The organism is Paenibacillus macerans (assembly GCF_050565405.1).
Lineage (GTDB): Bacteria > Bacillota > Bacilli > Paenibacillales > Paenibacillaceae > Fontibacillus > Fontibacillus macerans_B.
In genome coordinates, this window is record NZ_JBNYYG010000016.1 from 22,766 (window position 1) to 34,971 (window position 12,206).

The window sequence follows — 12,206 nt, forward strand, 5'->3', positions numbered from 1 at the left end:
GAATCATTACTTTGTGAAAAAAAGTACTTTAAATGCTCCACCCCTTTTTGTTAAAATCAAGGCGAAACGACAGGAAGAAAGAAGGCGGCGAATATGAACAAATCCAAAATGCCGACCCTCCTGCTTACGGCGGCGCTTCTGACGGCCTTGCTGGGCGGCTGCGGCGATAATGCGGGAAATGCGCCTGCCTCCGGGAGCACCGATGTCGCGCAAGCCCAAAGCAGCGAGGTCCAGCCGAAATCGGAGACGTATTTTATCTTCGACACCGTCGTTACGGTCAAAATATACGATACCCGCGCAACTGCGGAAAACTTCAAGGAACTGGAAGCCCTCCTGACGGACATCGACCAACGGATCAGCCGGACGGACGACCGGAGCGAAATTTTCAAAGTGAATCGGAACTCCGGCATTGCACCGGTAAAGGTGTCGGCAGACACGTTTGACCTGGTGGCCAAAGCGCTTGAATATGCCGACCGGACGGGCGGCATGTTCGATCCGGCCATCGGCAACCTGGTCAGCCTGTGGAACATCGGCCACGAAGGCGCCCATGTCCCGGCGAAGCAGGACATCGCCGAAGCGACGCGGCTTACCGATTACCGTAAAATCGAATTGCGCGCAGATACGCAGGAAATTTATTTGCAGGAGAAAGGCATGGCCATTGACCTCGGCTCCATCGGCAAAGGGTATGCGGCAGACCGGATCTACGATTATTTGGCGGAGCAAGGCTTCCGCAGCGCTATTATCGATCTCGGCGGCAATGTGTATGCCATGGGACAGAAGCCGAACGGAAACGATTGGACCATCGGCATCCAGGATCCGGACCAGGAGCGGGGCAACCCGATCGGCAGTATCAAGGTGAACGACAAGACCGTCGTAACCTCGGGCATTTACGAACGCTTTTTCATCGAGAACGGCAAGCTGTACCAGCACATCCTGAATCCGCGGACCGGCTATCCTGTCGAGAACGGCATCAGTTCCGTCACGATCGTCACCAACAAATCGACGGACGCCGACGCCTTGTCCACGACCTTGTTCGTGCTTGGCATCGAGAATGGCCTCGAATTTATCGAGAACACGCCGGACACCGAAGCGTTATTCATCACTAAAGACAAGAAGCTGTACGCTACCTCCGGCTTCAAAGACCTGCTGAACAAAACGAACGACAGCTACACGTTTGCGAATTAATCCGCCCGCTCTTTTCTTTCGCACGGGCGCCCCCTCGGCGCCCGTGCTTGTCTTTTTAATAAAACCCTTGCCTTTCTCAAATTTTAATAGTATAATTATTAATTAGATTGTCAAACCCTTTATGTAGTTCCTCAAAAGATTATAACTCTCCTTATACCATTCCGGTATGAAATTCCTATTTGAATGACCCAATAAAAGTAAGAATTTTGATGTTTTTCTGATTCAAACTGGCGCGGTCATCGGAGCCGCAAGGACAAATGAGAGGTAGGGCTTTTGTTGTTTTAGAAACATGCTGTTAGTTGTAGTCTAAGCAGGAACACCTTTAGCGTCTTTACGTGTACATGAAGACCCGGGTTGCAATACTTTTGAAACAGGCATTGGCGTGAATAGCCAATGCCTGTTTTGCTTAGAATAACGTTGTCTTTCCAAACAAATCCAAAGGGGTGTTATGTATGCGTGAAGGTTTGATTCCTACCGTTCTTGGAGCCGTAGTATCCGCTTCTGCCGCAACGCTGCTTGGAAGCAAGTATAAGCTTGCCGCTACCGGTGTGCTTGGATTTGGCCTGGCCCACATCGTGCTGGGGACGATCGACCTGATTGAGCACCGCTAGCTGCCGTTTGGAGGACTGCCCGGGAGCGTAAAGAAGCTTCCGGGTTTTTCGTGTACCACCCGCATATGTATATTCCCTAATCCCCTAACAAATAATTGGGATAATCTACATGGAAAGGAGGACCAATTCTTGAAACTGACCGACCTCTTGCGCAGCCGCTTTGAGCACGATGACGATTTTTTCATGGAACGGATCTTTCTCGCTCAAAGACCTGTTCTGATCATGGGTTTCAGATCGTTGATCGATCTGCCGAAGACGTTGTCGAACCTGCAGGTACAAGCCAGAGATGCCCATAACGATGCCGTTGAGGACGTCGCTTCCTCCCTATCCCTCTTAAAGGATGTCGGACGGGTCATCGAAGCCCCCGATGTAGACGCCCTTATCTCTTCGATCATCTTCGGAAACCTGATCGTTTGCTTTGAGGATCCGGATACTTACCTGGATGTGGCCCCCGTATCCAATAAGTTGACCCGCACCATTGAAGAGCCCCTGAACGAAAACGTCCTGGAGGGTGCGGCAAGCGCCTTCAACGACGATCTCATGACCAATATCGGCTTGTTGAAAAAGGAGTTAAACAGCGGGGTTCTGCGAACCAAAGTCTATACCATCGGGGATAGGGAGCCCCGAAAGCTCGCCTTGCTGTATATGGACGACCTGGTCGAACCCAGACTCCTTGCGGAGATGACGAGGCGGATCGAAGACCACAAACGGATGAACCTGCACAATATGCAGAAGCTGGGCATAATGCTGGGCTTTCATCCCTGGAGAGTCGTGCCCAAGTTCAACACCTCCGAGCTTCCCATCGAGGCCGCGCATACCCTGCGGCAGGGCAGAGTCGTTTTATTCCTTGACCGCTTTCCGTTTGCCCTGATGATTCCGACATTGATCGGCGATATATTTACGATGGAGAACGACCGGAACTATCCTCTCTTGTTTATGCATATTATCCGGGCTTTGCGCATCATTGGCATCATGACCAACCTGGTGATGCCCGGACTGTACGTGGCACTGGTATCCGTGAACCCGGAGGTGCTGCGGATCGAGCTGGCGTTGACGATCGCCCAAAGCCGTTCGGGCGTTCCCTACCCGGCCTTGGTAGAAACGTTGCTGCTGCTGATCGTGCTTGAGCTGGTGATCGTGGCCAGCGTCCGGCTGCCGAAAAGCGTCGGCCCGACGCTGACGGTGGTCGGCGGGATTATCCTGGGGCAAGCGGTCGTCGAAGCCAAGCTTGTCAGCAGTCTGCTCATTATCATTCTGGCGGCAACCACGATCGCCAACTCGGCGGTGGTGGGCTTCCAAAATTCCTTGCCCGTGCGTTTATTCAAGTATCTCGTCCTGGTTCTCGCTTCGTTGTTCGGCGTACTCGGATTGATGTCCGGGCTAGTCATCATTTGCGCTTATTTGGCCAGCGTCACGACTTACGGCATCCCTTATTTTCATATCGTCAAACCAAAGGATGATTCCCATGGATAAAAGCCTGCAGGTCGTAACCGTACATATACTGACCCATATCGGGCTCATTTTTTTTATTTTCCCGATCAACATCATCGATAGCACGACGGTTGTCCATTGGTTGCCGATCCTGATCGGATTTATGGTGCACATCGCGATCATCGCCTTTTTCACCAAAGGACTCAGCTACTTTGAAAACCAGGGATTGCTGGATCTGTACCTCGAGTCCGGCAAAATCCTGACCGTGATTCTTGTAACTCCGCTGTTCATTTATTTGCTGTCGACGAACATGCTCACGGTCCGAGCTTATGCGGAGACCATTTCGCTCGTATTTTTGTCCAATACGCCGCTGTGGGCGATCATTACGCTGACCTTGTTCATCTCCACCTATATCGCCGCCTTGGGCATACAAGCTCTTTTCCGGACCGGAGTACTAATGGCCTGCATTTTCTTCCCGCTGGTCATCTTCGTGTTGAGCATGTCGTTTCAAAACGCCGACTGGCATTATATTTACCCGATTTGGGAACCGGAGTTCTCCTTTCTGACCGACCATAATTACGTGGAAAGCTTCTTTGCGTTTATCGGCGGTTATATGTACTTGGGCTTCATTCAGCCCCAAATCCGCTTTAAGCGCAGCAAATTATTGTGGGGAAGCCTTGCGTTGCTCCCCCTCTATCTCCTGTCGGTATATGTACCCGTTCTCACCTTCGGCGAGGATACCGCTTCCCAGTTTCACTTCCCGTTTATCGTCGCCGTCGATACGATCGACATCACCTGGCTGATGTTTGACCGGATCACGATGTTCTTCCTGCTGAGCACGGTGACGTTCGTGATGATTTTCACCGCGTTGGTATTATGGATCAAGGTGGAGATCGTTAAACGCTGTTTGCCGAAGTCGATCAAAACGCCTTATATCGCCGCCGGGTTGGCCATCTTGATTTTTATCGGCGCAATCAGTATTCCGGACTGGAAAGATGTCGACATCCTCTTCTGGTGGAACTCGCTGCTGCGATTTTACGTGTATATCACGATTCCGATTTCCACGTTCATCCTCGGCAAAATCGCCCAGCGAAAGGCGGCGGCTTCCCGATGACGGTAACTCTGCGATTGCTGACGGGTCTGCTATTCGTCTGTTGTCTGCTGCCGCTCGCCGGCTGCTGGGACACTCGCGACATCAATCACCGCTCCTTGCCGATCGTGATGGGCATCTCCCGGGTGGATTCCAAATATAAAGTGTACCTCGACATCCCGCAATCAAATCAAAACGAAACCAAAACCATGCTGGTTTCCCGTACCGGGCAAACCATTACCGATGTCGTCGACGAAATTAGCTCCAATATGGAGACTCGGGTAGACCTGCTCCACCTGAAGGTGATCGTCATCGACCGAAAATATGCCGAGGAAGGGCTGAAGGACAGCATATCCAGCTTTATGCGCTCCCGTGAAATATCGGCGAAAGCGATGGTGGCTATCTGCGACGAAGATATGGATACGTTTTTCAACCATTTGCAGCGAAACTCTTCTTCGAACCAGACGGTACTTTACAATTTCTTCGAGAAAAACGCCGGGTGGAGCCCGGAGGTTGCCGTCACGCGAACCTGGCAGATCTTCCGCAGCATCCATTCTTATACGCGGGACAGCGCCATCCCGTTGATCAAATCCGGGAGAAGCACCACCATCGAGATCCTGGGCGCAGCCATCATCAAAAACGGACGGATGGTCGGGCGGATATCGGCCGATGAGACCTTGCTGATGAACGCGTTCAACGAAGAGAGCGCGCATGGCAAGATCGAGGTCATGAACCACGCCAGCGTGTTGATCCTCAGCAACTCCATGAAGCATGACGTTTCGCTAAAAGACGGACTGCCGTATATACGGAGCCAAATCAATCTGCAGGTGACCATTCTGGAAACGAGAGGCGATCCGTCGCTGGTCATGATCAAACAAGAGCTGGAACAGCTGCTGACCCGGCGATTTAACAAGATGTTTCACACCATGCAGCATCATGAAGCCGACATCATCGGGGTAGGCCAATATTTTCGCACCAAAATCCCGCGCACCAAGCTGGCCCATTGGCGGAACGAGTATCTCCCCCGGCTGAAGATGGATCTGGTCGTCAAAACGACGATACGCAACGAGGGCAATCTCAAGACGGTGAACGGCGAGTCGGTAAGATAAAAAAACGCGGCACTTCCCGATGGAAGATGCCGCGCCTCTATTTTCAAACTATTCGACTATCCCCCGATGACCAGTGCCGAGAAGACCACAGGGCCTACCACTCTGGCGCTGCTATTGTTATCTTGATTTTCTACGATCAACTGGTAGTTTTGGATCCCTAACGGGGCGGATTCTACCATATGCACACTGATGAGGCCCCAATCGTTAAAGAGGTTCTCCAGTTCGACCAAGCCATAAAAAATTTCCGTGCCCGCTCTCCATATGCGGACCAGGATATTCGGCGTATCGGTGAGCGCTTCAACGCCGATCGTAGCCTTCAATTCGACCCGATTGGTCAGGGATGCAGGGTCCGCCGGATCAATGAACACGGAGACCGTCGCAATTTCCACGCCCCCGACGACCGGGATCGGAATACTCACCCCATTCGTCACCGGCGTAACTACAGTGGAGTTGTAATCCAAAATCGTTTTTGCCATACCATCTTCTCCTTTGCTAGGGTATGCTCTATTCTATGCGAAGGAAAAGATAGGTTCTTAGATGATTTCATCGGTAGAATTGACTCATTTTTCCTTGGGGATTTCCGTCCCCAATACGGACAAGGAAGAACCCGCATCCGTCGATACGCTGATCTCATGCCAGCGCTCGGCATTTGCCGAACGCTGTTTTTCGGCCTGATCGTTGATGTACACCGCATCGCTGCCCAGCAGCAAATGCGCCGGCAGTACGTCCGCATAGGCCAGCTTTAGAATAACCTGCGCCACCTTTTCAGGATCCCCGTTCTCATGGCCCCAATGGCTCTCAAGCGAGACGAGTACGCTGCCTACCGACGGCTCATAGTCGGGCAGGATTCGAGGTCGTTCCTCCGTCGCCCGTTTTCCCCAATTGGTTCGCATGGACCCCGGCTCCACGGCGCAGACCTTAACCCCAAACGGCGCGGTTTCTTGCGCCAACGCTTCGGTGAAGCCGCCGACGGCCCACTTGGCCGCGTGATAAGCGGTACCGCCTGCGGTTGCAAAACGCCCGCCCGCCGAAGAGATCTGCAGGATATGACCGCCACGCTGCTTCCGCATGACCGGCAATGCGGCACGGGTAAGATAAACGACGCCGTAGAAATTGGTATCCACCAGCGCCTTGAAATCCCCGGAGCGGGTCTCTTCAAATGGCCGAATATCGCCGTATCCGGCATTGTTGACGAGGACGTCCAGTTGTCCGAAGGCGTCGAGGGTTACTTGAACGGCCGCCTTTGCTGCATTCTCATCCGTCACGTCCAGCGGCGCGACCCGAATCTGCTCGCCGTATTGCCCAGCCAGATCGTCAAGCTGCTCCGGCCTCCGTGCCGTGGCCACCACACGGTCGCCTTTCGCAAGCGCCGCCTCCGCGATACTCCGTCCCAGACCGCTCCCGCTGCCCGATATTAACCATACTTTGGACATGTTCTCATCTCCCGCATTCTTCATATTTTACACAACACGCCTGAACTAGACGTCCTTGTTTACTTCATTTTAAATTGCTTTATAATTAGGCTGATAGTTTGGTTTGTGCACGTTTATTGCCTAAAACTCCGATTCGCTGACGAATGGATGCAAAGGCGGCAGTCAAAGTTCTTTAAGGAAGGGAGAACGTGAATATGACGAGGATCTTTAATTCCGAGGCAACGCAAACCGTAGTTCAGCGTCTTCTGGACATGATGTCGCGGTTTCCATATGATGAAGGCACTTTCGAGACGGACATTCCGTTTCTCTCTTTGCTGAAAGAGCTGAAGCCAACCGACATCGAACAGGGATTGCTGGAGCCCTCCGTGTGCTTCGTCATCCAGGGCGGCAAAAAACTGCTCGTCGGCAGCAAAACGATATTTTACGGGGAAGGAAGCTATATATCCTCCAGCATTGACATGCCGATAAAAGGACAGGTTATCCAAGCTTCGCAGGATAAGCCTTATATGGCGATCCGGATCGCTTTTACTGCGGAAGAAATCGCCTCCATCGTATTGGAGGCCAACGTGAAACCCGGGGAACCGAAGCAACTGAGCGAAGGAGCCTTCGTGGGGAATGCCGGGGATGATGCGCTTTCAGTGCTCGAAAGATTGCTGCCGCTATCCTTTGATTCCCAAGCGGCGTCTTTTCTCGCACCGGCCATAAAACGCGAAATCGTCTATCGCCTGCTCACCGGTAAAGACGGAGGCCATTTTTATAACAAGATGCTCCTGCATCAAGAGGCTGCCGGGATCAGCCGAGCCATCCACTACGTGAAAACGAATTTCGAGCGCCCGCTGACGGTTGGTGAGATTGCCCGCGTTGGCAACATGAGCGTCTCCACGCTGCATCACAAATTCAAGGCCGTCACCACACTGAGCCCCATCCAATACCAGAAGCAGCTGAGACTTCAGGAAGCGCGAAGAATCCTGCTGGGAGGCGGCATCGATGTGACCCGAGCCGCCTTTCGGGTCGGCTATGAAAGCTTGACGCAATTCAACCGCGAATATAAACGGCTCTTCGGCCTGCCGCCCCTTAAAGACATCAAAGCGATCCGCGCGGTACCCAGACAGGAGGAGAAGTAGTCCTCAGGGAGGTGCCGTTCAAATATGGGTAGAAGATCGGTAGAAGAATATCTCTTAACACGCAAAAAAAACGCGGCTCCCGAAAACCTCGGAAACCGCGTCCTGCTTGCATCTTTAAGGATGCTGGTGAAGGGATTCGAACCCCCGACCTACGCATTACGAATGCGTCACCGTAGTGATTTACTGGGTCTTATACGGTGTTAGAAGCCAGTAAAATAAGGGGTTTATAAGTTTTAAGTGGTTATAAAGTTTTATTAATATTTGCATGCCGTTAGAAATTCGGTTAGAAGAATTGTGGCTGCAATAACTAGTATTTCACTCCATCAAAAGCGGCCACCGAGTGCACGGAGCCGCTTTTGACTTAATCACAGATATACTTGGTTATTTCTTTATAAAACCCTAATACATCCTCATTAGTGTTGAACTTCAATTCATACTCTTTCCCTCTACTTACAATGGTTAGCTTATTGGTCAATGTAACCAACTTTTTTTCAAGGATAATTGAATCGATTTTAGTGAACGGAATTGTCACAGTACTGGATAAAGTATTGCTTCCCGCTTTATTATCAGCAAATATTATCCTTTTGTCTGTTAACACCGCTTGGTCGATAAACAAAGCATAGACTGATTTAACCGTTTCGCCTTCAAGCAAAAAATCGTCAAAAGTATTCGTGCCAGCATCTTTTTTACTTCCGAATATGGCCACGAGATCACCAACCTCTATTATGGATATTATTGTATATATTCTCCAGCATTACGAAAATCCCTTTTTAAGTATCATCTTTCAGTATTTCGTCCAGTAATCTATATTGCTGGTCACTGTCCGGGTCTTTGGACGTGTTGATTGATCCCTCTCCCACGCTTCCAGAATGACTATGGTATCTAGACGTGGATTATCCGGCCAGAATATATATCTCTGCTCGACAAGTCCGCGTAATCCCGAGAATATGTCCTGTTTGCTCCTACCTGTTTTAATTTCTAACTCTTCGATAGTCGGCATCCGGTGCCGCTGCGTTGCAAAATTAAACAGGATCCGGAGTAGTTTCCGCTCCAAGTCGCTCAACATTTTGACCACCCCAAAATAAGAACATTTGTTTGTATTATATACATATAAGTAAATACAAGCAAACATAAGGCCGCACAGGCTTTTTTGTGCGGCCAATTTTTCAAGTACCATTTCCATAACCAATGTTCGTATTGTAATCATCGATTATTTGCTCTTTAGTACGAAAATCACCTGGTAATATATAATTGATGGGAAGTTTCTTCATTTTCAAATAAACAATATCGAAGTCATCGTAACCATATCGTGAGAAATGGGTAATTTCTGTTAATCTTTCGTCCGGAGGATCTGAATCTATAGTCATCAAATACCCCACAGGAGGAAATGATATCTCGCTCATATATGTTACCTTGCCAGTTTCAATATTACCGGCTGCAACAACCCCACTTTGCCTACTGTATTCTCCCTCAGCTAAAAACGTAAAAATTCTTATAGAAGGTTTTATATATTTGGAAGTCGGATTAAGAACGAATTTTACTAAATCGGGATGTCTTTTAAAGAATCCATCACCATTAGTTGAAAAAAACATTGTGATAATTTGCTTTATAACTCGAAGTGGAAAAATATGATATGGGTAGGCGATTAAGCCACTCCCATCAGAAATTTGCATCAACATAAAATTTTGATACGTCCATTCAATAAAATCCGATCCATAAAATGATCCGGTATCATTATTACATTTGGCACATAAAGTAAATGCCCCTGCCCCTTTTTGTTCGATACGTCCTTGTATTCTATCACCTGGAGCCATGTTTTGAAGTTTTTCAAACTCCCCTCTAATAATCGGCCGATCATTAAAAGCTCCCTTAGGGGGTACATGTTCAAATGTAAGTTTCCCGTATTTCCCACATATATGGCATACTCCTTCAATACTTTTCGCCATAGTGACCCTCTCCTAAATCATAATCAAAAAGAAACCCTGTTAGCTTAAGAAGCTAACAAGGTTCCCAACCGATGCTATCGGATTGCAAAACGATACTCGTTTTGTATTTATAGTATATCAAATTTCCAGAAAATCACAATGTATTGTGGCTATATTTGATCCATGACTTTCAGGAATAATTTTTGGAATAATTTGAGTTGATTTTGACAAACCTTTAGTTTATACTTTTATTATAGCCAAACTGGGGGAGGGAATTTATATGGAACCGTTGCAAAAAGAGACAGCAAAAGACATCTTAAGTCCATACATATCGCAAATCCAAGACGCTGTTAAACGTGCAATCAATAATTATTATTTGAATGGGCAATATTCTAATGTACGACACATTCATTCAGCTCGATCTGCCGCTTCGTTATGCCATGATCATATTAAAGCTGAACTAAAACAAGAATTCGAATCTACCCCTGGTGTAAGTTACTCAGAGAAACGTGGCTTATTTACTTTGAACATCCAAGGATCAGTTGTTCTTCGCTTCAAAAAGTTTAATAAGCACCTTATGTCTTCAAATATTCAAACAAAACAAGTTACAGCGTATGTTCTACAGCAACCCGCACAATTAGAGTTAGAGGAGATGCCACCTTACGGCTTACTCCACGTTGGATATGTTATGAATAAGTTGGGTACGGGTATCGAAAAAATATATGTAACGTACAGATATGCTAATGTTAATATTTGGGAATGGGATACTTCCGAAAATACTGTTATTCAACCAGTACTCACCTTGCCGAATACACCTGCGGCCTCTTCTGCAAGAAGAAAGGTCAAAGCTAAAGAAAATACTACACAAACTGGTGATGAACATGCAAGTAACTCATGATTTTAATTATAACCATCAACTTTTTATTCTTGGAAGAGAGTCGAGAGGAATAAGCCAAAGTGAAATGGCTGTTATGTTAGGTATTTCACAGGGAAAGCTCTCAAAGATTGAAAATGGTTTACTATCTGTAAACGAAGAGGAAATCGAAGAATTTTCCAAAATTCTCGGTTACCCCATTCACTTCTTCCAGCGTAACGAAAAGATATACGGCGTTGGATTAAGTGAGTTTTTCCACAGAAAGAAACAATCAGTACCACAGAAGCAATTAGTGAAAATCTACGCACGTCTTGAGATACGAAGGATCGAAATAAATCAGTTACTTAAATCAGTCGATATTGAAGAACCCAATTTCCCTTTTATGGACCCAGATAAATATAATGGAGATATTGAGCAAATAGCACAGACTATTCGTGCAACATGGTTATTGCCCCGAGGACCTATAGCAAATGTTATTGACGTAATAGAAGAAGCTGGCGGAATTGTTGTACCTTTTGATTTTGAAGGTGCAAATATTGATGCAATTTGCTTATCTCACCCTGGCTCTCCACCATTAATTTTCACTAATTTTAATAGACCATCTGACAGAGTTAGATTTACTTTAAGTCATGAATTAGGCCATATCATTATGCATAGAAAGCCACCTAGTGAAGATACAGACATTGAATTACAAGCAGATCGATTTGCATCCGAGTTTTTAATGCCAAAAAATGATATTGCATCAATGCTAGGTGATATTACATTATCAAAATTGGCTTCGTTAAAACCTTACTGGAAAGTTTCCATGGCCGCTTTATTAGTAAGAGCACGAGACTTGGGGAAAATCACCGAAAGACAGTATCGTTATTTGTGGACTCAAATGGGAAAATCGGGTTATAGAACGAATGAGCCTGAAGAACTGGCTATATCAATGGAAGAGCCTTTAACTTTAAGTGAAATTATTAAGGTGTATCAAAATGATTTAAAATATACGTCAAGAGAGCTTAGCTCAGCTGTTGCATTATCCGAAAAAGAGTTCAATTTTTACTATTCACCATCACCGACACACTTACGACTCGTAAAATAGCCCCCTGCCCTCTAGCAGGGGGCTATTTTACGATAACTACTATTTAGTTCCACCATCTCTTTTGTTGAACCCTAATTCAAACAATCCAGTGGCGGACAATCCTGCCAAGCCCCCGGCCCACAATCGCAGCACAAGATCCAGGTCCGTAAATGGTGCTGATGCCGCACCGACCAGCAACCCGATCACCAATCCGATCACTGGGACAGTATTTTTCGGCACATTAACCGACACCTTTACTCCTTGTACCAACGCAATGACGATTACTACCAATACCGAAGCGAATGCCAATACATTATTCAGTACTTCGTTTTGCATGATTATCATTTCTCCTCTCGCT

At 47.6% G+C, this 12,206-nt stretch carries 13 protein-coding genes; 8 read left to right on the forward strand and 5 right to left on the reverse strand.

The window, feature by feature from the left end; genetic code table 11:
* Window positions 1–93 precede the first annotated feature (93 nt).
* From ACQ4N8_RS12050 to ACQ4N8_RS12070, 5 genes are all read left to right on the forward strand, one after another.
* Window positions 94–1,185: an FAD:protein FMN transferase gene (locus tag ACQ4N8_RS12050; RefSeq protein WP_430704604.1), complete on the forward strand. Its 1,092-nt coding sequence runs from the start codon at window positions 94–96 to the stop codon at window positions 1,183–1,185.
* 452 nt (window positions 1,186–1,637) lie between these two features.
* Entirely contained in the window at window positions 1,638–1,796 is a 159-nt protein-coding gene (locus tag ACQ4N8_RS12055; RefSeq protein WP_430704605.1) for an asparagine synthase, read from the forward strand.
* A gap of 129 nt (window positions 1,797–1,925) precedes the next feature.
* Complete coding sequence (locus tag ACQ4N8_RS12060; protein ID WP_430704606.1) at window positions 1,926–3,269, forward strand: spore germination protein; 1,344 nt, start codon at window positions 1,926–1,928, stop codon at window positions 3,267–3,269.
* Window positions 3,262–4,341: a GerAB/ArcD/ProY family transporter gene (locus ACQ4N8_RS12065; RefSeq protein ID WP_430704607.1), complete on the forward strand. Its 1,080-nt coding sequence runs from the start codon at window positions 3,262–3,264 to the stop codon at window positions 4,339–4,341. Before ACQ4N8_RS12060 ends, ACQ4N8_RS12065 begins: the two co-directional genes overlap by 8 nt.
* A complete protein-coding gene (locus tag ACQ4N8_RS12070; protein ID WP_430704608.1) occupies window positions 4,338–5,426 on the forward strand; it encodes a Ger(x)C family spore germination protein in 1,089 nt (362 codons plus the stop codon). The genes ACQ4N8_RS12065 and ACQ4N8_RS12070 overlap by 4 nt, the downstream gene beginning before the upstream one ends.
* Before the next feature lie 56 nt (window positions 5,427–5,482).
* Here the strand turns inward: ACQ4N8_RS12070 and ACQ4N8_RS12075 are convergent, their stop codons facing one another.
* Both ACQ4N8_RS12075 and ACQ4N8_RS12080 read right to left on the reverse strand, forming a co-directional pair.
* Window positions 5,483–5,902, reverse strand: coding sequence for a hypothetical protein (locus ACQ4N8_RS12075; RefSeq protein WP_430704609.1), 420 nt, complete (start codon window positions 5,900–5,902; stop codon window positions 5,483–5,485).
* 84 nt (window positions 5,903–5,986) lie between these two features.
* Window positions 5,987–6,859 (reverse strand): SDR family NAD(P)-dependent oxidoreductase, encoded by an 873-nt coding sequence (locus ACQ4N8_RS12080; RefSeq protein WP_430704610.1) that lies wholly within the window; start codon window positions 6,857–6,859, stop codon window positions 5,987–5,989.
* A 194-nt stretch (window positions 6,860–7,053) separates the two neighbouring features.
* On the opposite strand from ACQ4N8_RS12080, the gene ACQ4N8_RS12085 reads away from it, so the two are divergent.
* Window positions 7,054–7,983, forward strand: coding sequence for an AraC family transcriptional regulator N-terminal domain-containing protein (locus tag ACQ4N8_RS12085; RefSeq protein ID WP_430704685.1), 930 nt, complete (start codon window positions 7,054–7,056; stop codon window positions 7,981–7,983).
* 361 nt (window positions 7,984–8,344) lie between these two features.
* On the opposite strand, the gene ACQ4N8_RS12090 is transcribed toward ACQ4N8_RS12085, so the two are convergent.
* Window positions 8,345–8,689: a PH domain-containing protein gene (locus ACQ4N8_RS12090; RefSeq protein WP_430704612.1), complete on the reverse strand. Its 345-nt coding sequence runs from the start codon at window positions 8,687–8,689 to the stop codon at window positions 8,345–8,347.
* A 460-nt stretch (window positions 8,690–9,149) separates the two neighbouring features.
* The gene (locus ACQ4N8_RS12095; protein ID WP_430704613.1) at window positions 9,150–9,929 is read right to left on the reverse strand and encodes a hypothetical protein; all 780 of its coding nucleotides are present in this window, start codon (window positions 9,927–9,929) and stop codon (window positions 9,150–9,152) included.
* Between the two features lie 259 nt (window positions 9,930–10,188).
* Between ACQ4N8_RS12095 and ACQ4N8_RS12100 the strand changes: the two genes are divergently transcribed.
* Both ACQ4N8_RS12100 and ACQ4N8_RS12105 read left to right on the forward strand, forming a co-directional pair.
* Entirely contained in the window at window positions 10,189–10,806 is a 618-nt protein-coding gene (locus tag ACQ4N8_RS12100) for a hypothetical protein (protein WP_430704614.1), read from the forward strand.
* Window positions 10,790–11,869 (forward strand): XRE family transcriptional regulator, encoded by a 1,080-nt coding sequence (locus ACQ4N8_RS12105; RefSeq protein WP_430704615.1) that lies wholly within the window; start codon window positions 10,790–10,792, stop codon window positions 11,867–11,869. The genes ACQ4N8_RS12100 and ACQ4N8_RS12105 overlap by 17 nt, the downstream gene beginning before the upstream one ends.
* 39 nt (window positions 11,870–11,908) lie before the next feature.
* On the opposite strand, the gene ACQ4N8_RS12110 is transcribed toward ACQ4N8_RS12105, so the two are convergent.
* Window positions 11,909–12,184: a holin gene (locus ACQ4N8_RS12110; RefSeq protein WP_430704616.1), complete on the reverse strand. Its 276-nt coding sequence runs from the start codon at window positions 12,182–12,184 to the stop codon at window positions 11,909–11,911.
* Window positions 12,185–12,206: the final 22 nt, after the last annotated feature.

Excerpts from the sequence above, each read along its gene's own strand:
- ACQ4N8_RS12050 (WP_430704604.1), top strand. The coding sequence starts at position 94 with ATGAACAAATCCAAAATGCCGACCCTCCTGCTTACGGCGGCGCTTCTG.
- ACQ4N8_RS12070 (WP_430704608.1), top strand. The coding sequence starts at position 4,338 with ATGACGGTAACTCTGCGATTGCTGACGGGTCTGCTATTCGTCTGTTGT.
- ACQ4N8_RS12080 (WP_430704610.1), bottom strand. The coding sequence starts at position 6,859 with ATGTCCAAAGTATGGTTAATATCGGGCAGCGGGAGCGGTCTGGGACGG.
- ACQ4N8_RS12105 (WP_430704615.1), top strand. The coding sequence starts at position 10,790 with ATGCAAGTAACTCATGATTTTAATTATAACCATCAACTTTTTATTCTT.
- ACQ4N8_RS12055 (WP_430704605.1), top strand. The coding sequence starts at position 1,638 with ATGCGTGAAGGTTTGATTCCTACCGTTCTTGGAGCCGTAGTATCCGCT.
- ACQ4N8_RS12085 (WP_430704685.1), top strand. The coding sequence starts at position 7,054 with ATGACGAGGATCTTTAATTCCGAGGCAACGCAAACCGTAGTTCAGCGT.
- ACQ4N8_RS12075 (WP_430704609.1), bottom strand. The coding sequence starts at position 5,902 with ATGGCAAAAACGATTTTGGATTACAACTCCACTGTAGTTACGCCGGTG.
- ACQ4N8_RS12110 (WP_430704616.1), bottom strand. The coding sequence starts at position 12,184 with ATGCAAAACGAAGTACTGAATAATGTATTGGCATTCGCTTCGGTATTG.
- ACQ4N8_RS12100 (WP_430704614.1), top strand. The coding sequence starts at position 10,189 with ATGGAACCGTTGCAAAAAGAGACAGCAAAAGACATCTTAAGTCCATAC.
- ACQ4N8_RS12095 (WP_430704613.1), bottom strand. The coding sequence starts at position 9,929 with ATGGCGAAAAGTATTGAAGGAGTATGCCATATATGTGGGAAATACGGG.
- ACQ4N8_RS12065 (WP_430704607.1), top strand. The coding sequence starts at position 3,262 with ATGGATAAAAGCCTGCAGGTCGTAACCGTACATATACTGACCCATATC.